The following is a 24,983-nucleotide window of genomic DNA, read 5'->3' as shown; positions in this document are numbered from 1 at the left end:
GGATCATGAGACATGACCCGCATCCTGGTGGTATCAGTTGGCGGCTCTTGCGAGCCGGTGGTTAACGCCTGCCGGGAGCTCAAACCCGATTTTATTTACTTTGTCTGTTCGGAAGGCCCTAAAGGGAGTTCGCTCACCATTGATGGTCCCGGGGAACCTTGTGGGGATGAGAAAAAGGCTATAGCGCACCAGTTAGGTCTTCAACTGGATGCTTACAGAAAGATCGAGGTGGCGGACCCGGACGATCTGAATGCCTGTTACAAGGCTGTGAGAGAGGTTAGCGCAGAAATCACCGCCCGCTTCGGTCCTGACGCCGAGGTGGTTGCCAACTACACCGGCGGCACGAAAACAATGTCTGTAGCTCTCGCTTTGTTTGCTATTATCGAGGGAAACTGGAATCTTACCTTAAATAAGGGCCCCCGGCGCGACCTTGTTAAAGTGAGGGCCGGGGATATGCCTGTGCTTGTCGGTAAGCAGGCGGTAGCCCTTACATTGCTACGAAATCAGGCCAGAGAATTCCTGAAACGCTACGCTTACGATATGGCCGATGCGGTTCTCGCGCAGGCTACCGTAAACCAGCTTCTTTCAGGGTCTTACCAAGACGAGCTGCTCCGTGCGCGCCGGTTATGCCAGGCCTTTCACTCCTGGGATGTTTTCGACCACGTGCGGGCCTTAGAACTGCTTCAGGTCACAGGGGGCAAGCGTTGTGCACCGTTTATTGAAGCCTTATTGGATATTAGCGGTAAAGGGAGGGCTACCGGATACGAACAGGTGGTTGACCTTATCTTTAACGCCCACCGGCGTGCGGCACAAGGACGGTATGATGATTGCGTTGCCAGATTATACCGGGCATTGGAGATGCTGGCCCAGGTCCGCCTCCAGAAAGAGTGGGGAATCGAGACGGGTAACGTGGAGCTCGCAAAGCTGCCGGAGCATCTTCGCGCGCGGTATAGTCAGTTAGCCGATGCAGATGGCCGCATCCGCTTACCCCTGAGGAAAGCGTACGATCTTCTTGCAGAGCTCGGCGATCCCGTAGGACGCTTATGGCAAGAAAGCCAAAGGCCCATAGTGGCGGCACTTGAAGGCCGCAACAGCTCGATTTTAGCCCACGGCGTGCAACCGCTGCACCGCGAAAACTACGAAACATACGCCACCGTTATCGAAGGCTTTATCCGGCAGGCGCTCGAAACCCTCGGCGTAAAAACGCGCTGCCGCCAACTCCCCCGGGAGGAACTGCTCGAAATGTGATCAGGCCTTGGTGCCGAAGCAGTTTTGGTATTGTTCTACCAGTTATAACAGTAGCTGCTGCTCTCTCCGAAGAAAGTGAAATCCTGTAAGCTGGTAAAAGACACCTTTGATGATCATTTAGAACGCGAATGCAAGGAGGTGATTCCCCTGCTCGAAGCTGTAGCCTTAATCGGCCGGACGCTGGCCAAAGGAGACGACGCGCTGGCCGACCTCGTGAAGCCGGTCCGCAAACCGCCAAAGGTTGACACCATTTACTTGGTTAAGCTTGACTTCCGGGCGGATTCAGGTGCGCCGCTGGCGGTGGAGATGCAGGAGATCGACGACGCGGTGCTTAGCCGCTACCGCTGGATCGGCAACAATGTGGGCAGCCGCCCCCAGTTTTACCTGACTACTGACCGGCTCGAATATCTGGTGGGACAGGCACCGGAGAATCTTTTGGCGCGCCTCGAAGAAGCCGGGCTTGAAAACGGCAGCCTTTACCGGCGGCTGTCAGCGCTCGTGGAGTCGTTTTTTCGCAAGCTGCCGGAGGGGAGCCGTGTCCTCGATCCGCAGCGGTTAGGGGTAACAACAGAAGACCTCTTGAGCGCTACCTGGGAGGAAAGCGCGGGGAAGCCGCGGGAGCGGGCGAAGGCGGTGGTTGCGGCGGCGGCCGAAGCGGTAAAAAAGTGGGCGCTGGGGCAGCTGGGGCTGAAAGCGGCGGAAGCGGCGCTCTGGACGGTGCTCTACAACGGTGCACCGTTGGTAAGCGACCCGGATTATGCTACCGTGGTGCTCCGGGATAAGGAAGGGGCGGTAGATAAAGGCGAGCCGGGCGTGTGCTCGGTCTGCGGTACCGCAGACCGGCCGGTGGCTTGGGATTTCGCGCAGCTTAACTTCCTAAAGTACTACATTACCGATAAGCTCGGTGCAGCCTCAGGTCTGGTGGAAGAAGGGTTTACCCGCAACTTCCAGGCCTGTAAGGATTGCTTCCAGGGGTTGCTCCGGGCCGAAAGTTTCGCCCAGCAGAACTTAAATCTCAAGGTGGGGCCGCTTTCCTTCCTGGTTTTGCCAGCCTTCCTACGGGAAGTGGGCTTGACCCGGGCCGACCTGGAGGCTTGGGCGGAACGGCTGCAGGTGCGCGTCGGGGTGCTGGCCGACATAAGTCGCTGGGTCGAGAAGATCGGCGGCCGCGGCGGGCTGGAAAGCGAGCTTTTGGATTTCCTTGAAGACCTGGCGCTGCCCTTCGATAACGCCGCACTCCTCAACTTCCTCTTCTACCGGAAGAGCAAGAGCGAGTTTCGGGTGCTCGCCTTGGTGAAGGATGTGGCGCCGAGCCGCATTACGAGGCTTGTAGAGCACAGCCACCGGCTGGCCAACCGGGCGGCGGCGCTCCTGGGGCCCGACCGCTGGTGGCTGGACCTTACCGCCATTTACCGGCTGGTGCCCTTGAGCGAAGGGCCGCGCGGCGCGGAGTACAAAAAGCTGCTCCATATTTACCACGGCCTTTTGACGGATGCGCCACTTGACCGCGCCTGGCTCATCCGGGAGTTTGTGGCTCTGGCCAATATTTATCGCACCGGTAAGTATAAAGGCACCAATGTGCCGGAGCCTAAAGCGGGTACCGAGGAGTGGGAGTGGACGCGCCGGCTGCTGCAGGCGAACCTTTTTCTCCAATTCCTGCGGGAAGAAAACCTTTTGCGAGGGGGGAGTTTCTTGAGCGAACCTTTGGCGATGCGGGAGCTGCCGGAGGATATCCGGAGGTACCTCAAGGCGATGGCTTACAGCGAAGAGGAAGCGGCGCTCTTTCTGTTAGGGTACCTTTTAAACCAGGTGGGACAGAAACAGCGCGACCGCGGTTACGAGAACAAACCCGTGCTGGAAAAAGTCAACTATAACGGCATGTCCTGGACCAAAGTGGTCCGGCTGGCGAACATCCTCGTGGACCAGCTCCGGCAGCACGACATCTTTCGCTACAACGAGGGTCTGTTCGCGGCTATGAAAAAGCTGCTCGACGCCCGGCGGCATAACTGGTCGCTTTCGCCCGAGGAAAACGTTTTTTACATCCTTTCGGGTTACGCCTACGCTACCCGGGCGGCCATCAGAGCCCGGGCGGAAAAACAGAACGATACTAAAGGAGGCAACGATTAATGGGTACCATCACGCAAAACAGCGAGCTCCTCTTTCTCTATGACGCCAAAATGTGCAACCCGAACGGCGATCCGGACGACGAAAACCGGCCACGCTTCGACCCCGACCGGGAGCGCTGCCTGGTTTCTGACGTGCGCCTGAAACGCTACATCCGCGACTACCTGGAGGAGAAGGGGCATACCATCTACGTCACCAAGGCGGAGGGGGTGGTGCAGGCCACCGACCGGATAAAGCAGGTGCTGGGCAAAGATGACGTAAGCGGCGCCGACCTGCCGGCCCTGCTCGCCAGGCTGATAGACGTGCGGCTTTTTGGGGCGACGATGCCGATCAAGGGGGCCAAAAAGGGGGAAGGCGAGGCGGTCAACCTGACCGGCCCCGTGCAGTTCGCCTGGGGTTATTCCCTCAACCGCGTGCAGATGGTCGATTCGGTCACCATTTCGTCCCAGTTTGCCACCCGGGAGCAGGCCGGGCAGGGGACTTTCGGCAAGGACTACCGGATCTATTACGCCCTCATCGGTTTTCACGGTGTCATTAGCGCCCGGCGCGCCCAAGCAATGCTGGCCCGTGCCGACGGGAACGAAGCTGCCGCCACCAGCGACGCCGACATTGAGTTGCTGGATGAGGCGATGGTGAACGCCATCCCCCTCGCGGCCACCCGGTCGAAGATCGGCCAGTACCCGCGGCTCTACCTGCGGGTGGTCTTCACGGATGGGGAAACCTTCGCCGGCGACCCGCGGGAGGACCTTACAGTGAACCCCGACCAGAACCTACGCTCCGTTAAAGAGCTGACCCTGGACCTCACGGCCCTGGGCGGACGGCTGGTGCGCTTCAAAGAACGCATCGCGCGGGTCCTCGTCTTCCAGGACGCGGACCTTCGCACTACCGCGGCGGGGCGAGAAGTTAAGGCGGCTGGTTGGCTTGCGGAGCTTTTGGGTGCGGATAAGGTGAAAACCATAGAAAGGACCTGATAACTTGGGCGAGGTGCTGGTTTTCGACCTAACCGGGCCGATGGCTCATTTTCGCAAATACTACACTAATACGTCGGCCCTGACCTACGGCTTCCCGCCGCGAACCGCGCTGATGGGTATTGTGGCCGCCGTATTAGGCTTCGAACGGGATTCTTATTACGAAAAACTGGACCGCGGCCGCTTCGCCGTGGCGGTTAAGGTGCCGCCGCGCCGGTTGTTTCAGACGGTGAACTACGTGCGTACCAAAAGGGAAGACCTGCCCCTGCTGCGGCGTTTGCAACGGCTTCCCGGAACGCAGACGCCGTTAGAGTTCCTTTTCCCGGGCGGGGAATACCGCGCCCTGCGGTTTCGGGTATTCTTCGGCTACCCGGACGGGGGATTAGTGCGGGAGGCCGCCGCGCGGCTGCGGGAGGGACGGCCCTGTTTCCCGCTATACCTCGGCCTTACCGAATGCCTGGCAAGCGCCAGCTACGTAAACCTTTTCGGGCCGCGGGATTACGAGCCCTTGCCTCCCGGCACTCCGGTCGCCCTCACCTCGGTCTTGAACGCGGCCCACCTGGAAAAAGTGGACTTGCCAGCGGTGAGCGCGGCTCGCCTGCTACGGGAGCGGGCGCCGTACGCCTTTGGCCCCGGCCGGACGCTGCGGCCTCCGGTCGCGGTTGTTTACGAGGCCGGAGGGCAGCCCCTTCCGGTTCGTCTGCGCGTCCCGGCCTACCGCTTCTCCTTGGCCACTGCCGGTGACGGGGAAACGGTAGCCTTCCTGGAGGGATAGCCGTGCCCTTTTACGCGCACCAGAGCAAAAATCGGTTTTATCTGCTGAGTGCCCACCTGGCCGGGGTGGCGGCGGGGGCGGCTGAGCGGGTTGCTGCCGTACCGGGAAGGGGCGAGCTTTTCCCGGCGGCCCTGGTGGCCGGGCTGGCGCACGACTTCGGTAAATATACCGGCTACTTCCAAGAATACCTGCGGACGGGCCGGGGCGGCCCCGAGAAGCAGCATGCCTTCCTCTCCGGCCTCTGGGCGGCTTACTTGGCAGGGCGCCTCGCCCTTCCGCCGGAGCAGCAGTTGGCGCTCTTTTTGGCCGTGGCGCGGCACCACCAAGAACTGACCGATCCCGAAGAGTACCTCGTCGCCCCGCGGGAGCTGGCGGGCGACTGGGCGGAATTAGAGCCCACCATTCAGGAGCGGTTGCGGGTGGTTGCCGCGCAAGTGGCTAACCTGCAAAGCCAGGCCGGCGCAGTAGCTGCCTCTCTCGGGGCGGCCGCGCGCCGCACCGCGCGGTTGCTTGCCGGCCGGGGCTTGGCGGTTCCCGCCTGGCTCTTAAACGACTGGGGGCCCCTCCTTAAAGCGTTTCTGGCAGACTGGCAGGCGGCTTTCGGCAGCCTTTACGGTATCTACCGCCGGCAAAAAAGAGCGGCAGGGACAGCCCTCGGGACCTACTTCGACCTGCTTCTTCTTTTTTCCAGCCTCATCGACGCCGACAAGATCCATGCCGCGCGGGTGGCGGAGGCTGAACGCGCCGCCCTCCCGGGCGATGTGGTTGACCGCTACCGGGCGAGGCGCTTCAGTTCCCCGCGCACCGCCATGGAAAACCTGCGGGAAAACCTCTACCGCAGCGCCGTAACACGGGCGGCGCAGGCGCCGCTGGAACAGCGCCTCTTCACCCTGACCGCTCCCACCGGTGCCGGGAAAACCTTGGCGGGTCTGGCCGCCGCGTGCCGCCTGCGGGAGCGCCTTGCCGGTGCGTGCGGGGTGGCACCGCGCCTCATCTACGCCCTGCCCTTCACCAGCATCGTCGACCAAACCTTTGCCGTAGCCGAAGCGATCCTGCGTACCGCTCTACCGGAGCCGGGCACCGCTCTCCCCAGCACCTGGCTCCTGAAACACCACCACCTGGCCGAGCCGGTTTACCGCGGCAGCGGTAGGGAGGAGGAGCTTTCTCTGGACGAGGCGCTGCTACTTACCGAATCCTGGCAGTCCGAGGTGGTCGTGACCACCTTTGTCCAGTTTTTCCACACCCTGGTCGGCTACCAGAACCGGATGCTCAAAAAATTCCACCGGCTCGGCGGCGCCGTGGTGATCCTGGACGAGGTGCAGAGCATCCCGGTGGAGTACTGGCCGCTGGTCGAGGAGACGCTTCGGCAGGCCTGCGCCCACCTCGGGATGCGGGTGATCCTGATGACCGCCACCCGTCCCGAGTGGTTCGGCTCCGGCGAAGCCCTGGAATTAGCCGGCGACCCCGAGACCGTGCGCCAGCAGTTTGCCGCGGTTGACCGGGTTACCCTCACGGCGGAGATCACGCCGTGCCCCGTGGCGGCAGCAGCAGCCGCCTTCCTGGAGCAGTACCGGCCGGAGCACTCGTATTTGGTGGTGCTCAACACCATCAAAAGCTCCATCGCCTTTTTCCGTCTGCTTCGGGAAACCTGGGGCGCGCAGGGCCCGCCGCTCTACTACCTCTCCACGAACATCGTGCCGGCCGAGCGGGAGCGGCGCCTGAGTGAGATCCGCGGGCGCCTGGCGCGGGGCGAAAAGCCCGTCCTCGTTTCCACCCAGGTGGTCGAAGCCGGCGTAGACCTGGATTTTGACGAAGTCTGGCGGGACTTGGGGCCCGTCGACGCCGTCGTCCAAGTGGCCGGGCGTTGCAACCGCCACTTTTCCCGCGCGCGCGGCCGGGTGCGCCTTTTTCAGCTGGTGGACGAAAAAACGAACCGGCCTTTGGCCTCCTTCGTTTACGGCAAAACCCATACCTGGGTTGCCGGCCGACTTTTTGCCGAACGCCCCGTCCTGGCCGAACCGGACTTCTTCGATGCCGTGGCCGACTACTTCTGCAAGGTACGGGAGGCTAAATCGGCCGCAGAAAGCGAAAAAATCCTGCAGGCGATGGCCGCCCTGCGTTTTACCCGCAAAGGAAAAGAGACTGGGGAACCTGCCGCCATCAGCGACTTCGCCCTTATCCGCGACCTGCCGCGCTACGTGGATGTCTTTGTCTGCGCCGACGCTACGGCGGAAGCCGTCTGGGCCCGCTACCAGGCTACCGTGGCGCGAGAAGCGGACCCGTGGCGGCGCCGGGAGGCCTTTCTATCTATCCGGCGGGACTTCCGGCGCTACCTAATATCGGTGCCGGGGGAACTCCTCCTGGACCGGCTGGCGGCGGAGACGCGCCCGCTCGTGATCCCAGCCTACCTTTTGGACGAGTTTTACGACCCCGAGACCGGCTTCAAGCGGGTCGAGGAGGAGGGGGCCCTCATCTATTGAAAACCGGCGGCGGTTTTCCGGGTTGGCTACGAACGGAAAACCCCCACGTATTTTGGGGTGGCGAAGATGGCGGAAAAAGAGCTTCCCGACGTTGAAAACGCGGCTTCAACCGGCTTGCAGGTGATCGGGAGCTTTATCCAGGCCTATATGGTCTGCCCCCGGCAGGCCTGGCTCATGTCGCGCCAAATCTGTCCCGACGAGGACCATATTTACCTGCAGCTCGGCCGGCTCATCCAGCGCCAGAGTTACAGCCGGGAGCGCAAGGAAATCCATCTCGGCCACCTGGCGCTCGATCTTGTCCGCCGGGACGGTCAGAACCTGGTGGTGGCGGAAGTTAAAAAGAGTTCCCGGGCCAGCGCGGCCGCCCGGATGCAGCTCGCCTTCTACCTCTACGAGCTCCGGCAAATGGGTCTGGAGGCCCAAGGCGAGCTCCTCTTCCCTGAGGAGCGGCGGCGGGAGCGCCTGGTGCTCGACGAAAGCCTGGCTGCGGAGGTGGCGGCGCTGAAGCAAAGAATCCAGACGCTTCTCCGCCAGCCGGCGCCACCGCCACCGGCGCGGATCCAGTTTTGTACCCGGTGCGCCTACAGCGACTTCTGCTGGGCGTAAACCCGAGGAGGTACCGCAAAAGCAATGCAGAAAAGTCTTTACCTCTTCCGGAGCGGCCGCCTGCGCCGGAAAGAGAACACTTTATGCGTTGAAGCGGAGGAGCAAACCCGGTACTTTCCCGTGGAAAACGTCCGGGACATCTTCGTTTTCGGCGAAGTGGACCTCAGCAAGAAAACCCTCGAATTCCTGCACGAAAAGGAGATCCTGGTTCATTTTTTCGGCTTTCACGGCAACTACGTCGGCAGCTTCTACCCCCGGGAGCATTACAACTCCGGCTATCTTATCCTAAAACAGGCCGAGCACTATCTCGACCCGGAAAAACGGCTGGTCCTCGCCCGGCAGTTCGTCGCCGGCGGCCTCGCGAATATCCTTCAGGTGGTCAAATACTACGCCAACCGCGGCAAGGAACTCGCGGCAACCGTCCAGGTCATAGAAGACTTTGCTGCCGGCAACCTCCCGGCCTGCGGCACCGTCGAGGAGCTGATGGCTATTGAGGGCAACGCCCGGAATTACTATTACGAGAGTTTCAACGAGATTTTGAGCGGCTCTCCCTTCGCCATCGCCGGACGGAGCCGGCGGCCGCCCGCCGACCCGCTCAACGCCTTGATCAGCTTCGGCAACTCCCTCGTTTACGTCAAGGTCCTGAGCGAAATCTACAAGACCCACCTCGATCCGCGGATCGGCTACCTGCACGCGACCAACTTCCGGCGTTTCACCCTCAACCTCGACGTGGCCGAGATCTTTAAACCGATCCTCGCGGACCGGGTTCTTTTCACCCTGGTCGGTAAGAAAATGATCGGTCCGGGAAATTTTGACCGCCAGGGCCCCGCCGTTTTCCTGAACGAAGAGGGCCGCCGCCTCTACGTCCAGGAGTTCGAAGAGAAGCTCCGGAGCACCTTTTACCACCGGCGCCTCAAGCGCCACGTCAGCTACCAGACGCTGCTTCGCCTGGAGCTTTACAAACTCGAGAAGCACCTGATCGGCGAAGAGCCGTATGAACCTTTCGTCAGTCGCTGGTGAAAGCCCCGGTAGAAAGGAGGCCGGCTGTCAATGTACCTGATTCTGGTTTACGATGTCAACGTTAAGCGCGTCGCCAAAGTCCTGAAAACCGCGCGCAAATACCTCCACTGGGTTCAGAACTCGGTGCTCGAGGGTGAACTCACCGAGGCCGGCTTCCGCAAGCTCAAGGCCGATCTTAGCCGGGTTATCGACCTTCGCGAAGACTCCGTCCTCTTTTACGTCCTGGGCGACTGGCGCTACACCAGGCGCGAACTTATGGGGGTAAAAAAGGGCGGGGAGGAATGGATCTGGTAGCAGGAATTTTGTCGTCGGTGTCCAATAGTGTAAAAAAGCCGGGGGACCGACGACACCGTTGCGGGCGGCAAGGTTTCCAGCCTACCTACGAGGAATTGAAACGAATAGAGCGCGAGCGGTCACCGCTCCGGTTATAAGGAAAAGCGGCGGATGCCCGAGCCATGCCGCCCGAACGGGTTTCCAGCCTACCTACGAGGAATTGAAACTACGTATGTATTTATACGTCTTTATACTTGTATTCAGTTTCCAGCCTACCTACGAGGAATTGAAACAAGGTGAGTTATTCGACCTTATCAACGAACTCGACGGTTTCCAGCCTACCTACGAGGAATTGAAACACACCTATTACCAGATTCAAGACTACCGGTGTCAGGGTTTCCAGCCTACCTACGAGGAATTGAAACAAGAAGTCTACGTTCAACGCGAAGGCCAGCACCAGGTTTCCAGCCTACCTACGAGGAATTGAAACGCATACTTTCGGGCAAAGTCGACTTGGTTCTGCACGGTTTCCAGCCTACCTACGAGGAATTGAAACGCCAAGCTGGCGGGCGAATTCGTCGAAGTCAAATTCGTTTCCAGCCTACCTACGAGGAATTGAAACTGTGCCTGTACAAAACTGTGACGAATGCCAACAGGTGTTTCCAGCCTACCTACGAGGAATTGAAACCGGACTGGCTACAGGCGCTATGGAAGGCGCAGCAGAGTTTCCAGCCTACCTACGAGGAATTGAAACTGGTACGGCCCGGGCGCTTCAGGCAAGACGATGATCGTTTCCAGCCTACCTACGAGGAATTGAAACCGGGGCGTGGCCGGATTTGAACCGGCTTGTGACTTTTGTTTCCAGCCTACCTACGAGGAATTGAAACACACCTATTACCAGATTCAAGACTACCGGTGTCAGGGTTTCCAGCCTACCTACGAGGAATTGAAACAAGAAGTCTACGTTCAACGCGAAGGCCAGCACCAGGTTTCCAGCCTACCTACGAGGAATTGAAACGCATACTTTCGGGCAAAGTCGACTTGGTTCTGCACGGTTTCCAGCCTACCTACGAGGAATTGAAACGCCAAGCTGGCGGGCGAATTCGTCGAAGTCAAATTCGTTTCCAGCCTACCTACGAGGAATTGAAACTGTGCCTGTACAAAACTGTGACGAATGCCAACAGGTGTTTCCAGCCTACCTACGAGGAATTGAAACCGGACTGGCTACAGGCGCTATGGAAGGCGCAGCAGAGTTTCCAGCCTACCTACGAGGAATTGAAACTGGTACGGCCCGGGCGCTTCAGGCAAGACGATGATCGTTTCCAGCCTACCTACGAGGAATTGAAACCGGGGCGTGGCCGGATTTGAACCGGCTTGTGACTTTTGTTTCCAGCCTACCTACGAGGAATTGAAACGAAGCAGTCTCCACGAGCGCGCGCACGACGAAGGCGGTTTCCAGCCTACCTACGAGGAATTGAAACGTGGTCACGTATAAGCTGAGCCCGGAGGAAATCGCTGGTTTCCAGCCTACCTACGAGGAATTGAAACGAGCGAGACGAGCAGAGAAAAGGGCAGGAGGATGAGGGTTTCCAGCCTACCTACGAGGAATTGAAAACCAGGCGTTACCTCGGCTTACAAGTCCTAGGCGCGTCTTTGAATAGATGAGGGCCGGGCAGGATCACGTGTTGTTTCTCCTCAGACGGCTTTGGTAAAATACCTCCATGGATGGCGCAGTGACTCCCCCTTCGGAAACAACCGGGGTCGCAAGGCAACGGTTCCCGGCTTTTGCGGCGCTTTACCACCGGGACTACCGCCTCTACTGGACGGGGCAGCTTGTTTCCGTTACCGGGACCTGGCTGCAGCAGGTGGCGCTTTCTTGGCTGGTTCTGGAACTCACCCGTTCCGCCTTCTTGCTGGGACTCGTCGGTACGGTGCAGTTTCTGCCGGTGCTTCTCTTTTCCCTCTATGGCGGCATCCTTGCCGATCGCGTTCCCAAAAAGTCTTTGATTATTGCTACCCAAACGGGGATGATGCTTGTCGCCTTTCTGTTAGGCTTGCTGGTTGCTTCGGGCCGCGTGCGTTACTGGGAAGTATTGAGCTGCGCTGCTTTTCTGGGGCTTTTAAACGCTGCTGATATGCCGGCCCGCCAGTCCTTCATCATCAGCTTGGTTGACCGCCGGGATTTAATGAACGCGCTTTCTCTGCACGCCGCCCTTTTTAATAGCGCCCGCATTGCCGGTCCGGCGCTGGCGGGGCTCATTATTGGCCGGTGGGGACTGGCCGCCTGCTTTTTTCTCAATGCGGCTTCCTTTACGGTGCTGCTGGCCCAGCTTTTCCGTATCCGCGCTTCCGGAGCCGTGTTAACTTCCCTTAATGCCTCCCTGGGGGTAGAGATAAGGTCGGTGCTGGCTTACGTGAGACGGATGCCAGGGATCTTGTTCCCCCTTTTGCTGCTGGCCGAGCTGAGTCTCCTCGCCATAAACTTCAACGTGCTGGTGCCGGCTTTTATTCGCTTAACCTTAGGCAAAAATGTTGGTGATTACGGCTTCGTGCTCGCCGTGCAAGGTTTGGGTGCGGTTGCCGGAGGCCTTATCCTTGCCGTGGCGAGCCGCCGCGGTCCCAGGCGCTGGTGGCTGGGGGTAGGCGCCCTCACTCTTGCCGGTGCGCAGGTAGTTCTTGGGTGCTGGCCGGGCTACCATCAGGCCGTGTGGCTTCTTTTTCTCGCCGGTTTAGGTATGACTACCTTTGCGAGTACCGCCAACACTCTGGTTCAGCTTGCCGTGGCGGACGAGTTTCGGGGCCGGGTAATGAGTCTTTACGTTATCTTTTTTGTGGGCACCACGCCGGTGGGTAATTTCCTGGTGGGGACAATAGCGCACCGCTGGGGCGTCCCGGCAGCCTTTGCTGTTGGCGGCGGGGCTGCGCTTTTTCTGGGAATTCTTACTGCTTTATGGTGGCGGCAGGCGGAGAGACGCGGTCTGGGATTCGCGCGTGCTGCAAGTTAAAATTTACCAGTTTTCGTTGTGATTCCCGTTGGTGGGAAGGCGGAACGTTCAGTCCTGAGCAAGTTAAGCGCTGGGTCTTTGGCCCAGCGGGGCAGCCACATGTGGGGCATCCGGTGGGGGAGATTATAGAGCCAGGCTACGTAGCGCACCGTATAGACTAAACGTTCCGGCGTAACCCAGGGGGCGCCGGCGTTTATGCGGTAAATGTGATAGGGGTCCTGACCGGGCTGGTTAGCGCCGCCCAAAGTGGTAAAGAAATAGCGGTAGCCGGCAGTGCGGAGAATTTCGTCGAGGGCCGGGGTGAAGGCCCCGTAAGGGTAGGCGAAGTAGGGGGTGGGGGCGCCAAGTTCCTGGATAAAGAGCGCCTGTGCCTGCCGGGAGTCAGCAAACAGCCGCGTCCGGTACGCGGCCGCCGTTTCTTTACGTCCGGATGCAAAATCATAAATGCGGGCTACGGTGGCGGGTGCGGTGGTGTGGGGTCCCGTGGGGGCACCGTAATGGGCGTTGAAGGTGTGCCCGCCAAAGGTGAAAAGCCCCGAAGCCGCCATCTCCCGCACTTGCGGCCAAGTAAGAAAACCATCCTTCTTCCCGATGTAACTGCCGATCAGGAAAACCGTTGCGGGTGCCCGGAACTCTTTTAAAACGGGATAGGCGTAGCGGTAGACGCCTTCATAGCCGTCGTCGAAGGTGATGGCCACCGCGTTCGGCGGCACCTGGGCTTGCTTCTGAAGAAAGGCGGCAAGCTCCTGCACCGGGATAATATGGTAGCCGCTCTGCACCAAAGCGGAAATTTCGGCCGCGAAGGTTTCCGGCGTTATGGTGCCGCGCCCGTGGTAAGTAGGGCTTATGTTATGGTACATCAACACGACTACTTTGCCGTGGTAATAGACCCGCGCGGCTGTATCTATTTGGCGCGACGGGATAGGGGGAGCCGGATGCGCTGCACCTACCGTTTTTGCTGGTAGTGACGCCAAGCCCGGCTTTTCCTTTGACGCGGCCATAAGCACCGGTGCCAGAAGGTAAAGGATAACAAGCGCGGCTAGAGCCGTACCAGCGACCATTTTTCTTCCCTTCAGGAATTCGCTCACGTTTACCCCCCGCATCCTCAAAGTCCAGGTATGCCGGAGTTTCCTCTCTGAAATTTTATCGCGCTAGCACCTATTTTAAAGAGTGTTCCGGGTGGTTTTACATTTTATTTACAAGAACGCAAAACCCCGTTTAAAATTCCCGGCTATCCTGGAGGAAAGGGAAAGGAGGTGAAGTGGTGTGCGTTTCAAGGAAAAACTCCTCAAAGGGGCAACGGCCTTGTCCCTCGCCGCTTTCCTGGTCACCGGACCGCTGGCGGCGGCCACGGCAGCAACTGCGCCCAGCCCGGCAACTACTACAACAAAGCAAGGTGCCGTACCGGCCCGGCCCGCTCAGCCCAAGGCGGGCGTTAAGCGAGCTACACCAGCTGTTCCGCCGGCAAAGGCAAGCGCAAAGAAGACTGTTGCTGCGAAAAAGAAGCACGTCGTGGCTAAGAAGCGCTATGTTCCGAAGAAAAGAGTCGTAGCTAAGAAGCACTATGTTCCGAAGAAAGTGCGGGGCGTTTCCGCTACCAAGGTACCGGTAGCACCGCAGAAAGCAGCAACGAAGAAATAGCTTCCGCTATCGCGGAGAAACGGGGAGAGGCCGGACGCCCTCCCCGTTTCCGCCTTTATGGGGCGCTGAGTTTCTCCGGTATGTTATAATTGGCGTCGGGGAGTTGAGAAAAGTGCGGCTTGAGACGGGCGGGGTCATTCTGGTGGTTGAGGATGACCAGAATGTTGCCGAGCTCATCCGGTTGTACCTGGAGAATCAGGGATACCGGGTTGTGCTTTCCGGTAGTGGTGCCGATGCCCTGCGGCTATTGGAAAAAGAAGTGAATGACCTGCAGGCCGTAATCTTAGATCTAATGCTACCCGGAATCGACGGTTGGGAGGTATGCCGCCAGATCCGCCGCGGGTCACCGCTGCCCATTATCATTCTTACGGCGAAGGGTGAGCTGTCCGACAAGCTCCGCGGTTTTGACCTTGGGGCGGACGATTACGTGGTCAAGCCTTTCGATCCTTTAGAGCTTGTAGCCAGGGTGAAGGCGGTGCTCCGCCGGGCAAAGAGCTTGTCCCGCCGGGTTGAGTTGCCCGATCTGGTGGTGGACCTTGATAGTTATACCGTGACCGTGGCCGGTCAACTGGTGGACCTGACCCCGCGGGAAACAGAGCTTCTTTATTTTTTAGCTTCGCAACCCGGGCGGGTACTTACCAGGGAATTACTCTTGCAGAGGGTGTGGGGATTCGAGTTTCCCGGGAATACAAGAACGGTCGATGTCCACATTAACCGGCTACGGGAGAAGCTTGAGGGTTTAGCGCACTCCTGGCAAATCAAAACGGTATGGGGTGTAGGGTATAAGTTTGTCCTGGGGGACAAAAATGAACCGGATTTTTAGTAAAATGATGGTATTAAACCTGGCGATTGTTCTTTTTACTGCGCTGGCGCTAAGCCTCCTCCTTTCCTTCCTGTTTACGCGCTACTTTTACCGGGAATACGGGCGTAACCTGGAGGAAGCCTTGCAGGAGGCGACGGTCCTGGCCGCGAAACATTTTGCAGGGAGGACGTCCCGTTCGGGCTTTGAGCGGGGGCTGAAACTTATTGACCGGTTGGAAGGGGTTCATTTTTGGCTTCTCGACCCCCAGGGGAGGTTACTCTTTACTACCGCGCCCGATCTCGAGATCTTCCCCAAGCCGGGGTTTGCGGACCAAGTGATTGCCTGCCTGAGACAAGGGCGTATGTACGCTCGCGTCCTGACCGATCCTAAGGATCCTTCCCTTGACCTTATGGTTGCCGCTACTTCTTTGCCTGAGGGGGCGCTGGTAGGATTTTTTCCGGTTGCGGACGTGAAGGAACCGCTCAAAGAGAGCATCGGGCTCGTCTGGTTGGCAGCGGTGGGAGCTTTTGCGTTGGGAGCTGTGCCTACTTACTTTGTCGCGCGCCACTTCAGTTATCCCTTGGTATTGTTGAGCCGGGTCGCTCGGCGTATGGGGCAGGGAGACTTTGGTGCCCGGGTCGAGCTTAAGCGGCGGGATGAAATCGGTGACCTTGCGGCGGCGTTTAACGCGATGGCGCAGCAACTTGAAAGTCTGGATAAGGAGCGCCAGGCTTTTCTCGCTAATGTTTCCCACGAACTGCGTACCCCCTTGACTTCGATCCGGGGTTTCATCCAGGGAATCCTGGACGGAACCATCGCCCCACCAGACCAGCCTGCTTACTTGGCCCGCGTCTTTGGAGAGGTGGGCCGGCTTAGCGGTATCGTTGACGAACTGCTTACTTTGGCGCGCCTTCGGGGCGGGCGCCTCCGCTTTCACTGGGAGAGGCTAAACCCTACGGCAGTGCTGGATGCAGTTGTGGAGATGCTCACTCCTCTGGCCGCGGAGAAAAAGGTGAAAATTGATTTTGCGGCGGTGGGGGACCAGCGGGAACTTTGGGCAGACCGGGGGCGGTTGGCCCAGATTTTCACGAATATCCTGGATAACGCGGTAAAATTTTCGCCGGAAGGCGGGAAAGTCGAAGTTAACGCTTGCTGGGATGCGCAGGGATGGCGGGTGACGATAGGGGATGAAGGTCCGGGTATCCCGCCGGGGGATATCCCCTACATCTTCGACCGCTTCTATACGGGAAGCCTTTCGGCCCGGGAATCCCCCGGGACGGGGCTGGGGCTCGCGATTAGCAAGCTTTTGGTAGAGGAGCACGGGGGGACGATTAGCGTGCGTAACCGCCCCCGCGGCGGGTGTGAATTTACGGTCTTTTTACCGGCGGCCTTCGAACCTTCTTGCCCCGCTTCTAGGGGTAAGGGAGAGATAGGAGGGGAAGGTAAATGACTGGTTCGCCGCGCATCTTAATCTTGAGTGCCGGCTACGGTGCCGGTCACCTGCAGGCGGCGCGGGCCCTTGAGGCCGCTATATCCATTACCAGGCCGGCGTGGGAAACGCACGTTTATAACTTTATCGAATTAGTTAGCCCATTCTTCGACCTTGTTTCCCGCTACTTCTATCTTTCTTTAGTGCGGCGTTTCCCCCGCTGTTACGGTTGGTTTTACCGGCAAACGGACAAACATTTGCGGGAGCAGGGTTATGTTTTGGATTCCCTCGGTCGCAGTGCTCTGAAGGGGCTCTTGGCGGAGGTTCAGCCGCACCTGCTGGTGGCAACTTTTCCTACGCCGGGGCGGGTGGCCGCCACGCTGCGGCTGCGGGGCGAGTTGAAGGTCCCCGTGGCGATGGTGCTTACGGACCATACGGCCCACGCGGAGTGGGTCCACCCGGGGGTGGACTTATACCTTGTTCCCGATGGGGGTGTGCGGCAAACGCTCATCCGGCGCGGGGTAAGCCCGGGGAAGATAGAAGTCATTGGGGTGCCCATCCACCCGTGCTTTGCGGCGGTTCCCGACCGGCAGGTAGCCCGGCAGCGTTTGGGCCTAGCCGGAGGCCAGCCGGTGATTTTGGTAATGGGCGGTGGTTTTAGCCGGGTGGCCGCCATCGAAGAAATGTGTGCGGCCTTGCGCCACCTCACGCTTCCCCTCCAGGTATTAGTGGTCACGGGCAGAGATAAAGTCGTCTGGAGGCGGTTGACGGGGCGGTTTGGCCAGGATCCCCGTTTCCGTTTTTACGGGTTTGTGGAAAACGTGGTGGAGTTTATGGCCGCTGCGGACCTTCTGGTCGGAAAGGCGGGGGCGCTCACGCTGGCAGAAGCGGCGGCGGCCGGCCTTCCGGTTATCATTTACCGGTGTCTCCCCGGGCAGGAGGAGGCGAACGCCCTTTATTATGTCCGCTCTGGCGGTGCTTTATGGGTGAAAAGCCTAGAAGAGCTGGTGTGCTGGGTTACGAAAGTGCTGCGCGACGAGGACGGCGTGGGGAGTTCCCTGCGCCAGGGCATAAAGCAATTGGCGCGACCGGAAGCGGCTAAAGCCGCTGCCGCTTTGCTCGCCGGTTTGGCGGAAAAAGGGGGAACGGGCCGGGAGTGGGTAGCCGGGTGAGCTTTGCGCCAGGTTTTTCTCCGGAAGGCCTGGTGTTGCGGCGCGGTCCAAGGGGTACGGGCAAAGTTGCGCTCACCTTTGACGACGGCCCCGACCCCTTCTACACGCCTAAAGTATTAGCGCTGCTGCGCCGGTACGAAGCAAAGGCCACCTTTTTCTTCTTGGCCAAGAAGCCCGGCGGTATCCGGAAGTGGTACGGGCTGTTGTGCGCGATGGGCACCACGTCGCCAGCCACGGTTTTGCGCACCGGCCCCAGCCCCTGTTAAACTACCGGGCCACGCGCTACGAGATGAGGCTGGCGGTAGAAATTCTGACTGACGTTACGGGAGAACCGCCCCGTTACTTCCGGCCACCCTGGGGGCTTTTAAACCGGTGGACGTTGGCGGTAGCCCGGGAACTGGGGATGGAGGTTGTCTTGTGGTCGTGCGATAGCCTTGACTGGCTGTGGGGCGTGAAACCCTCAGAGGTCACAAAGCGGGTGCTACGCTGTCCGGACCTTGATGGGGGGATCGTTCTCTGCCACGACGGAAGCTTCATCCCCCACCGGCCGCGGGTGCTCTTATCTGCTCTGCCGGGGGTACTGGAAGGACTGAAGGCGAGGGGATGGTCCGCGGTGGCGCTACCGACCTTATTTCCTGGTAGCTTGGGCCATCTTTCTAAGTTATAATTTATCTGAAAGATTATCTAAAAAAAACGGCTTTGTTTTGGAGGTAGAGTTATGCTCTGGGACCTCCTGAAAGGGTGGTTAGCCGACCATAAGCTTATTACCGCGCCGCTGACTGCCTGCGGGGTAGCCCAGTTCGTAAAAGGGGTTCACATGTACTTGAAAGAGCGCTGCTGGCGCTGGTCGTGGCTCATTAGCGATGGCGGTATGCCCAGTGCCCACAGCGCGATGGTTACGGCAATGGTAGCCGCGATCGGTTTTTCTCTGGGCTACGATTCGGAAGAGTTTGCCTTGGCGTTGGTTTTTGCCCTTATTGTCTTGCACGACGCGATGGGTGTGCGACGGTTGGCGGGAAAACATTCCCGGCTGCTTAAATCCTTACTCCGGGAAAAAGATAACCCTGCAAACCCTGTGGATTTACCCGAGCATCCCGTAGGTCATACCCCTTACGAGGTTCTGGCCGGGGCGCTCATCGGGATTCTTGTCGCCAGCATGGTCTTTGACCGGGGACCAGCCTGGCATGAAGCGTTACGCCATATTGCGCGGGTTACCTTCCGGCACCACGTGGCTTTATAATGCGTCCTTGCTGGACAAGAGAAAATAGTGAGACTTACGGGAGCCAGCCGCCGTCAAGGCAAAGGACCTGGCCGTTGATGAAGCTGGCGGCCGGCGAGGCGAGAAAGACGCAGGCTCTTGCAATATCTTCTGGTTTCCCAAGCCGGCCGGAGGGGATTTCCGCAGCCAGCGCCGCCAGCTCCTCCGGAGAGAGACCTTCGCGGAGCATATCGCTTTCGACCGGGCCGGGAGCGACGGCATTGACCGTGATTCCCGCACTGCCCACTTCCCGGGCGAGCGACTTGGTGAAGGCGATGAGCCCTCCTTTGGCGGCGGCGTAAGCGGCTTCGTAGGCGGCGCCGGTAAGGCCGAAGACCGAGGCGATATTGATGATCCGCCCCCAGCGGCGGCGGATCATGCTGCCCAGCGCCCGGCGGGAACAATAAAAGGCACCGGAGAGGTTTACGGCGATGAGCTGATGCCACTCCGCGTCGGTTGTTTCGACCACCAGGCGTCTGAGCCCCGTGCCGGCGTTGTTGACCAGAATCTCTACCGGTCCCAAGCTTTCCTCCACCGCTGCAAAGAGCTTTTCCACCGCTTCCGGGTCGGCAATGTCGGCTTGGAAGGCCAGCGCCCGGGCGCCGTATTCCCGGCAGGCGGCTGCTACTCTTGCCGCCGCGGCCGCGGAGGAGCGATAGTTCACGGCTACGCTGGCACCGTAGCGGGCAAGTTCCCGCGCGATGGCCGCCCCAATTCCCCGGCTGCTGCCGGTGACGATGGCCACCTTTCCCCGGAGCGCTTGTTCAGTGTTCAACCCGTTAGCACCACGCTTGCTATTCCCCCTTCACTAAAAGGATAGCTGTGACTTTTGCCGGAGGCAAGTTTTTCAGTGGTCAAATGAAGGAGAAATTTGTCAGCAAATTTTTGGGAGCGCTGGGAGGAAAAACCATACCAGGCGTCTAATTCCTCTTGCAGCTGCCGGTGGCTGTTTAGTATTTAACACTAATAAGTAACAAGGGGTGAGGTCTTGTGCTGATCTTGGTCCGAAACCCGGTGCCGAAGCTCAGGTCGTGTTTTAAGAAAGCCCGCCTTTTAAGTGCCGGTGCCCGGTTGTGTGCCAGATTCGGGTTCGAGGAAATCGCTCTTTCGCTGGTTGAGCGGGCGCTCGGTGAGGAGCCGCATCGCGTGGAGCTGCACCTTCAGGCGGGAGAGTTATCCTTTAAACTAGGCCGGATGGACCGGGCGGTGGAGCACGTCAGGCATCTCTGGCCGGGCTCCCGCGCTGAACGGGGCGTGTTCGACTTTGAAGCCGGTCCTTTACGCGGCGCGGCGCCCGCATTTTTTAAAGAGCGGGCTTGGATCCTGGCGGCCATCGGAAGCCACCTGCTTGGCGCGCACGAGCCGGGGCGTGCGCTTTCCTACATAAACCGGGCCATCGCTGCCGGATTAACCCACAGCTCGGTGTTAAACCTCAAAGGCCTCTGTCTGTTGCGGTTAGGGCAGACAGAAGAAGCGCTGAAAGCTTTCCAGGACGCCCGTGCGGCAGGGGGGCGCAGCGCCGGTCTGCTGGTCAACATGGGGATAGCCTTGAACCGGCTTGGGCGCTACGCGGAAGCGCTCCGCTGTTACGAAGAGGCGCAGCGCCTGGGAGCCGGAGGGGTAGAGCTTTTTAATAATAAAGGTTTCAGCCTTTTTTTTCTGCGCCGGTACGACGAAGCCACCGCTTGCTTTGAGTTGGCGCAAGCGATGGAGCCGCAGGATACCGTTAGAGCCAACCTTGCGCTTTGCTACTTCAAAACCGGCCGGGTTGGCAGGGCGATTCAGCTCCTGAAGGAGTTAGTGGAGAAGAATCCTGAGGACCCGGTGCTCCTGAATAACCTGGCCCTGTGTCTGGAGGCGGCTGAGAAGCACCACGAAGCGCTTGCCCTCTATAAAAAGGCGGCGGCCATTGGGGGGCCGGAGCGCAACACTTTCCTTGTCAACCAGGCGGCTTGCCTTGCGGGGATGGGGCGGTTTGAAGAGGCCCAGAAGATTATCGAGCGGCTGGAAGAGGTTGCGCCTCAAGACGAGCGGGTGTGGAGTCTTAAGGCGAGTATTATGGCGGAACTGGGCCGGGAGGGAGAAGCAGTCGACTGTTACCGCCGGGCGCTGGGACTGACGGGGTGAACAGGGTAAAGCATCCGACCTCTAATCCCGGTAGACACGGAGGCCGGCGTCCCGCGCAAGCTTTACGGCGGCCTCGTATTCTGCGGGGGTGATGCGCCGGTTAAGCGGGGGAAATTCCCGGGCGCGGTAGGCGGGGTAGTACTGGGCCATCACGTTGATAAAGCAACGCGGCGAAACTTCGCGGGCGAGAAACGCGACGACTTCTTTGGTTCCGGCCAAGTTTTCCGGGAGGACGAGGTGGCGCACCAGGAGCCCCCGGAGGGCGACCCCTTGCTCGTTGAGCGTGAGGTCGCCGACCTGCCGCTGCATTTCCTTTAGCGCCTCTTTTACAACCTGGGGATAATCGCGAGCGCCGGAGTATTTAGCGGCGCTTTCGGGGTCGGTATATTTAAAGTCGGGCATGTAGATGTCGATTATGCCGTCGAGCAGCTTGAGGGTTTCGAGACTTTCGTAACCCCCGGTGTTGTAGACGATGGGGAGGTTGAGCCCTTCGGCGGCTGCTTTCGCCAGCGCGGCCAAGATCTGGGGGACGAAGTGGGTGGGACTTACCAGGTTGATGTTATGGCAGCCCATCAGTTCGAGAGCTAGCATCATGCGGGCCAGGCGGGTAACACTAACTGGTTCTCCTTCGCCGTGGTGGCTGAGTTCGTAGTTCTGGCAAAAGACGCAGTGCAGGGTGCAGTAGGCGAAGAAGATGGTTCCGGAGCCGCGGGTGCCAACGAGGGGTGCTTCTTCGCCGAAGTGCGGCCCGTAGCTCGAAACCACGGCTTCCCGGCCGCCGCGGCAGGCGCCCCGCTCGCCTTTGAGGCGGTTGACCCCGCAACGACGGGGGCAAAGATCGCAGCTTTTAAGCCGCCGGTAGGCCGCGGCAACGCGCCGGCGCAGCTCTTCGGGTCCCAGGCGGCGGTAAGCGGCGGTAAAGGCCAAGTTTCTTCTCTCCTTTGCCGGCTGACGCTTATCCCCACTTAAAATATTATTTGCTAAACGCTCTCGCCGTAAAGCTTTGGACAAATTGCGCAGGCTTCCGGTAGGTGGCCAGATAGGAAAGCGTGGCGGAACTCCCGGTAGCTTTTGTTTTCCCAGATGGCGGTTAGTGGTTCATAGTTGAGGGCGCCGAAGGTGAGCTGCCGGTGCAGCAGGAGCATATACGGGAGTTTAACCATATAACCTATACCCTATGCCACGTCCACAGTGACCGTCTGCACTTCCGCTTTCTCGAGGCCGAACGGTAGCGGTTCCCCGTGTTTTTTTAAGCTTTCGATGTAGCCTCGGATGGCGTCCTGTGCCATCTGGAGGGCTTCTTCCCGTGTTTCCCCCTGCGTAACGCAACCCGGTAGGGCGGGAACAGAAGCGATATATCCTCCTTCTTCTGCTGGTTGGAGATAAACGATAAAATGAGCCATAAGATTCACCTCCTGGCTAAAGTATGCCCGGTAGGAATTAGAAACTGTTGATCGAGTAATGGCGTCCCGGGAGGGATTCGAACCCCCGACCCGCGGCTTAGAAGGCCGCTGCTCTGTCCGCTGAGCTACCGGGACGTGGAGCGGGTGATGGGAATCGAACCCACGTAGCCGGCTTGGAAGGCCGGTGCTCTGCCACTGAGCTACACCCGCGTATTTCGGTGGTGAGATGTCAGCGGTTACATCCAAAATTATAGCCTATAAGCGGGTGAAAGTCAAAACTGAGAAGGGTTTTAGCTTGGGTAGCTATTTTTCACCTGCCAACAAGGTGGCCAGGACTTCCTTAAGCTTTGCCAGCGCCCGGCCCCGGTGGCTAACCTGGTTTTTTACTTCCGGGGGGAGTTCGGCGAACGTTTTGCCGTATTCGGGAAAGTAAAATAGGGGATCGTAGCCGAAGCCGCCCGTGCCCCGGGGTGCGGTCAAGATGTATCCTTCGGCTGTGCCTTCGGCGGTGGCTACTTCCCCGTTGGGAGTGGCTACGGCAATGACGCAGCGGAAGCGAGCGGTTCGCTTTTCCCAGGGAACGCTGGCGAGCAACCGGAGGAGCTTGGCGTTGTTGGCCGCGTCGTTTTTGGGTTCGCCCGCGAAGCGGGCGGAACGGACACCCGGTGCGCCGCCCAAGTAATCTACTTCGAGACCGGAATCGTCGGCGAGAGCGATTTCACCGGTAAAAGTAGCTGTGAACTGGGCCTTTTTGACGGCGTTTTCTTTAAAGGTGGCCCCGTCTTCTTCGATTTCGGGAAAGCCAGGGTATGCCGCGAGGGAAGTAACGCTTAAGCCCAGAGGGGCGAGGATCTCTTCGATCTCCTTAAGCTTCCCTTGGTTGGTGGTTGCCACCACTATCCGCTTCAAAGCTGATCCCCCCGATGAAAGTGGCCAGGTTGCCGAGCGCCTCCCGCTGTTTTTCGATGAGCCGGGTAATGCCCTTGGTGGCTAGGTCGAGCATGGCGTCGAGCTCTTCCCGGGAGAAGGTTTCTTCTTCGCCGGTTCCCTGAACTTCTACCAGGCGGCCGCTTCCCGTCATCACCACGTTGAGGTCCACACCGGCCTGGGAATCTTCGGCGAACGAAAGGTCGAGAAGCAGGTCCGCGCCGACCCGGCCTACGCTGATGGCGGCAACGAAATCGGTAACGGGAAGAAAGGGGATGACCCCTTCGTTGCGGAGCCACTCAAGGGCATAAACAAGCGCCACGAAACCGCCGGTAATCGATGCTGTCCGGGTGCCGCCATCGGCCTGGAGCACGTCGCAGTCGACGATGATGGTCCGCTCGCCGAGCGCTTCCAGGTCCACGACGGCCCGTAGGGACCGCCCGATGAGCCGCTGAATCTCGAGGGTGCGGCCGCCTGGGCGGCCTTTTACGGCCTCACGAATGCCCCGCGCTTCGGTGGCGCGCGGGATCATGCCGTACTCCGCGGTTACCCAGCCTTTGCCCGTCCCCTTTAAAAAGGGCGGTACCTTGTCGTCTACGGAGGCGGTGCAGATGATCCGCGTATCGCCCATTTCAATGAGTGCTGAGCCTTCCGCGTATTTGTTATAGTTTGGAATAATGCGGACCGGCCGGATGTCTGCCGGGCCGCGTTCGGCGCGTAGCATAACCGTAGCCTCCCTTTTATGACCTAAGACTCATCCTACCATTTTGCCCCGGAAAAAACAAGTTTGTGCGGGTGCTCCTGCGCGCGAAAAAATTTTTGGGGGGTTTAAAAGGATTTGCCGTTACCGCAAAGAATTCCAATGCTAAGCTACCCTTGATCATGGAGGAGGAAGAAGAATGCGGTTCTTGGGGTTGGTCCTGGTATCTCTGGCGCTGTTAGTATTCTCCGGGTGTGGAAAAAAGGAGACGCCCCAACCGGTATCCCCTGGCGCCGGGATGGCGCGTCCTATCGAGCCTCAGTCCCTGGATTATAATAAGGTGGCGGAGGTTAAACCGGCCGGGGAACTGGCTACGGCGCTGCACGGGGATATGCAGCCGGTGTTAGAGAAGGTCTTTGGGGGAGCGAAGCTATTCCTTTTCTTTGAAATGGGGGGGCAGATGGGTTCCCAGATGGGTGGTGGTGGCGGCAGCCATTTTACGTACGCTGTGAAGCGGCAAACCAGGATTGAAGATGTGAGTGCCCTTCAAAAGAAATTGGAAGCGCAGGGCTACAAGTTGGTACTGGACGGTTCGCAAAATGCGATCAAGACCCTTTGCTTCGAAAAGAAAATCGGCGGTAAAGTTTACTCCGTAACCGTTGGCACCACACTTGGTGACCAGCGGGTGAGCGTGGTTGTTTTCCCGAAGGGTTAACGCGGGGGCAGGCGGCGGGCGGTGACGTAGTAGCGCCGCCCGTTGCCGCTTCCTTTCGGCTGGTAGTCGAATCCTTCGTGGCGCAGGAGGGTAAAAAGGTCGTCCGCCTCGTGGGCGTCGGCTGCTTCGAGGATAATCCTTACTTCTTCGCCGGGTTTAACCTCCGCTAACAGGCGTCTCACGTGCCCGATATCTTCGCGGGTTACCGCGCTGCCCAGGTCTATTATCTCCATTTCGCGCCTACCTCCGGATAGGTTTATTCCCCAACGGGCTCTTTCAAGTGTTATAATCTCCTAAAAAGCGCTTTTAA

24 protein-coding genes, 2 tRNA genes, 1 pseudogene and 1 CRISPR repeat array are annotated in these 24,983 nt (G+C 59.2%); of the genes and pseudogenes, 17 read left to right on the top strand and 10 right to left on the bottom strand.

Annotated features, from left to right (window positions below):
• Positions 1 to 12: 12 nt before the first annotated feature.
• The 9 genes from EDD75_RS06175 to EDD75_RS06135 all read left to right on the top strand — a co-directional run bounded on the left by EDD75_RS06175 (position 13) and on the right by EDD75_RS06135 (position 12,499).
• On the top strand, positions 13 to 1,248 hold the full coding sequence (locus EDD75_RS06175) for a TIGR02710 family CRISPR-associated CARF protein (RefSeq protein WP_123929608.1): 1,236 nt from the start codon (positions 13 to 15) through the stop codon (positions 1,246 to 1,248).
• A gap of 75 nt (positions 1,249 to 1,323) precedes the next feature.
• Positions 1,324 to 3,375, top strand: coding sequence for a TIGR02556 family CRISPR-associated protein (locus EDD75_RS06170; RefSeq protein WP_170157746.1), 2,052 nt, complete (start codon positions 1,324 to 1,326; stop codon positions 3,373 to 3,375).
• Complete coding sequence (gene cas7b / locus EDD75_RS06165; protein WP_123929601.1) at positions 3,375 to 4,343, top strand: type I-B CRISPR-associated protein Cas7/Csh2; 969 nt, start codon at positions 3,375 to 3,377, stop codon at positions 4,341 to 4,343. Before EDD75_RS06170 ends, cas7b begins: the two co-directional genes overlap by 1 nt.
• Positions 4,344 to 4,356: 13 nt before the next feature.
• Positions 4,357 to 5,115 carry a CRISPR-associated protein Cas5 gene (gene cas5 / locus EDD75_RS06160; RefSeq protein ID WP_245963119.1) on the top strand — a complete coding sequence of 253 codons (759 nt, stop codon included), beginning with the start codon at positions 4,357 to 4,359 and terminating at the stop codon, positions 5,113 to 5,115.
• Between the two features lie 2 nt (positions 5,116 to 5,117).
• Positions 5,118 to 7,595: a CRISPR-associated helicase Cas3' gene (gene cas3 / locus EDD75_RS06155; protein WP_123929595.1), complete on the top strand. Its 2,478-nt coding sequence runs from the start codon at positions 5,118 to 5,120 to the stop codon at positions 7,593 to 7,595.
• Between the two features lie 66 nt (positions 7,596 to 7,661).
• Complete coding sequence (cas4, locus tag EDD75_RS06150) at positions 7,662 to 8,201, top strand: CRISPR-associated protein Cas4 (RefSeq protein WP_123929592.1); 540 nt, start codon at positions 7,662 to 7,664, stop codon at positions 8,199 to 8,201.
• A 24-nt stretch (positions 8,202 to 8,225) separates the two neighbouring features.
• Complete coding sequence (gene cas1b, locus EDD75_RS06145; protein WP_123929590.1) at positions 8,226 to 9,221, top strand: type I-B CRISPR-associated endonuclease Cas1b; 996 nt, start codon at positions 8,226 to 8,228, stop codon at positions 9,219 to 9,221.
• Between the two features lie 30 nt (positions 9,222 to 9,251).
• Positions 9,252 to 9,515, top strand: a complete 264-nt coding sequence (cas2, locus tag EDD75_RS06140) for a CRISPR-associated endonuclease Cas2 (protein WP_123929587.1) — start codon at positions 9,252 to 9,254, stop codon at positions 9,513 to 9,515.
• A 72-nt stretch (positions 9,516 to 9,587) separates the two neighbouring features.
• Positions 9,588 to 11,109: direct repeats of the CRISPR family, unit length 30 nt; unit sequence GTTTCCAGCCTACCTACGAGGAATTGAAAC.
• Between the two features lie 118 nt (positions 11,110 to 11,227).
• Positions 11,228 to 12,499, top strand: a complete 1,272-nt coding sequence (locus tag EDD75_RS06135; RefSeq protein ID WP_170157745.1) for an MFS transporter — start codon at positions 11,228 to 11,230, stop codon at positions 12,497 to 12,499.
• Here EDD75_RS06135 and EDD75_RS06130 read toward each other — a convergent pair.
• Positions 12,496 to 13,587 carry a polysaccharide deacetylase family protein gene (locus EDD75_RS06130; RefSeq protein WP_170157744.1) on the bottom strand — a complete coding sequence of 364 codons (1,092 nt, stop codon included), beginning with the start codon at positions 13,585 to 13,587 and terminating at the stop codon, positions 12,496 to 12,498. The genes EDD75_RS06135 and EDD75_RS06130 overlap by 4 nt on opposite strands.
• Before the next feature lie 178 nt (positions 13,588 to 13,765).
• Between EDD75_RS06130 and EDD75_RS06125 the strand changes: the two genes are divergently transcribed.
• The 6 genes and pseudogenes from EDD75_RS06125 (at position 13,766) to EDD75_RS06100 (ending at position 18,783) form a co-directional block, all read left to right on the top strand.
• The gene (locus EDD75_RS06125; RefSeq protein ID WP_123929579.1) at positions 13,766 to 14,140 is read left to right on the top strand and encodes a hypothetical protein; all 375 of its coding nucleotides are present in this window, start codon (positions 13,766 to 13,768) and stop codon (positions 14,138 to 14,140) included.
• 112 nt (positions 14,141 to 14,252) lie between these two features.
• Positions 14,253 to 14,963, top strand: a complete 711-nt coding sequence (locus tag EDD75_RS06120; RefSeq protein WP_123929576.1) for a response regulator transcription factor — start codon at positions 14,253 to 14,255, stop codon at positions 14,961 to 14,963.
• Positions 14,947 to 16,392, top strand: a complete 1,446-nt coding sequence (locus tag EDD75_RS06115) for a sensor histidine kinase (RefSeq protein ID WP_123929573.1) — start codon at positions 14,947 to 14,949, stop codon at positions 16,390 to 16,392. Before EDD75_RS06120 ends, EDD75_RS06115 begins: the two co-directional genes overlap by 17 nt.
• Entirely contained in the window at positions 16,389 to 17,543 is a 1,155-nt protein-coding gene (locus EDD75_RS06110) for an MGDG synthase family glycosyltransferase (RefSeq protein ID WP_123929570.1), read from the top strand. The genes EDD75_RS06115 and EDD75_RS06110 overlap by 4 nt, the downstream gene beginning before the upstream one ends.
• A pseudogene (locus EDD75_RS06105) lies at positions 17,528 to 18,210 on the top strand (polysaccharide deacetylase family protein). The gene EDD75_RS06110 and the pseudogene EDD75_RS06105 overlap by 16 nt, the downstream one beginning before the upstream one ends.
• A gap of 51 nt (positions 18,211 to 18,261) precedes the next feature.
• Complete coding sequence (locus EDD75_RS06100) at positions 18,262 to 18,783, top strand: divergent PAP2 family protein (RefSeq protein ID WP_123929567.1); 522 nt, start codon at positions 18,262 to 18,264, stop codon at positions 18,781 to 18,783.
• Between the two features lie 34 nt (positions 18,784 to 18,817).
• Here EDD75_RS06100 and ymfI read toward each other — a convergent pair whose 3' ends face one another.
• On the bottom strand, positions 18,818 to 19,576 hold the full coding sequence (ymfI, locus tag EDD75_RS06095) for an elongation factor P 5-aminopentanone reductase (RefSeq protein ID WP_123929564.1): 759 nt from the start codon (positions 19,574 to 19,576) through the stop codon (positions 18,818 to 18,820).
• Positions 19,577 to 19,791: 215 nt separating this feature from the next.
• On the opposite strand from ymfI, the gene EDD75_RS06090 reads away from it, so the two are divergent.
• Positions 19,792 to 20,928 (top strand): tetratricopeptide repeat protein, encoded by a 1,137-nt coding sequence (locus EDD75_RS06090; protein ID WP_123929561.1) that lies wholly within the window; start codon positions 19,792 to 19,794, stop codon positions 20,926 to 20,928.
• Between the two features lie 21 nt (positions 20,929 to 20,949).
• Here the strand turns inward: EDD75_RS06090 and EDD75_RS06085 are convergent, their stop codons facing one another.
• From EDD75_RS06085 to rph, 7 genes are all read right to left on the bottom strand, one after another.
• Positions 20,950 to 21,855 (bottom strand): radical SAM protein, encoded by a 906-nt coding sequence (locus EDD75_RS06085; protein WP_123929558.1) that lies wholly within the window; start codon positions 21,853 to 21,855, stop codon positions 20,950 to 20,952.
• Between the two features lie 53 nt (positions 21,856 to 21,908).
• The gene (locus EDD75_RS06080) at positions 21,909 to 22,091 is read right to left on the bottom strand and encodes an SPASM domain-containing protein (protein WP_123929554.1); all 183 of its coding nucleotides are present in this window, start codon (positions 22,089 to 22,091) and stop codon (positions 21,909 to 21,911) included.
• Between the two features lie 12 nt (positions 22,092 to 22,103).
• On the bottom strand, positions 22,104 to 22,331 hold the full coding sequence (locus EDD75_RS06075; protein WP_123929551.1) for a type II toxin-antitoxin system HicB family antitoxin: 228 nt from the start codon (positions 22,329 to 22,331) through the stop codon (positions 22,104 to 22,106).
• A gap of 59 nt (positions 22,332 to 22,390) precedes the next feature.
• A tRNA-Arg gene (locus EDD75_RS06070) sits at positions 22,391 to 22,466 on the bottom strand.
• Between the two features lies 1 nt (position 22,467).
• Positions 22,468 to 22,541 (bottom strand) — tRNA-Gly (locus EDD75_RS06065).
• A gap of 93 nt (positions 22,542 to 22,634) precedes the next feature.
• Positions 22,635 to 23,240: an XTP/dITP diphosphatase gene (locus tag EDD75_RS06060; RefSeq protein ID WP_123929548.1), complete on the bottom strand. Its 606-nt coding sequence runs from the start codon at positions 23,238 to 23,240 to the stop codon at positions 22,635 to 22,637.
• Entirely contained in the window at positions 23,197 to 23,982 is a 786-nt protein-coding gene (gene rph / locus EDD75_RS06055) for a ribonuclease PH (RefSeq protein WP_123929545.1), read from the bottom strand. Before rph ends, EDD75_RS06060 begins: the two co-directional genes overlap by 44 nt.
• A 175-nt stretch (positions 23,983 to 24,157) precedes the next feature.
• Here rph and EDD75_RS06050 point away from each other — a divergent pair, with 175 nt between their 5' ends.
• Complete coding sequence (locus tag EDD75_RS06050) at positions 24,158 to 24,673, top strand: hypothetical protein (protein WP_123929542.1); 516 nt, start codon at positions 24,158 to 24,160, stop codon at positions 24,671 to 24,673.
• Here EDD75_RS06050 and EDD75_RS06045 read toward each other — a convergent pair.
• Complete coding sequence (locus EDD75_RS06045) at positions 24,670 to 24,906, bottom strand: hypothetical protein (protein ID WP_123929539.1); 237 nt, start codon at positions 24,904 to 24,906, stop codon at positions 24,670 to 24,672. The two genes, EDD75_RS06050 and EDD75_RS06045, sit on opposite strands and share 4 nt — an antisense overlap.
• Positions 24,907 to 24,983: the final 77 nt, after the last annotated feature.

The sequence above is a fragment of the Thermodesulfitimonas autotrophica genome (genome assembly GCF_003815015.1).
Lineage (GTDB): Bacteria > Bacillota > Desulfotomaculia > Desulfotomaculales > Ammonificaceae > Thermodesulfitimonas > Thermodesulfitimonas autotrophica.
The sequence above is the reverse complement of the archived record's forward strand: the minus strand, read 5'-3'. Positions and strand labels throughout refer to the sequence as shown.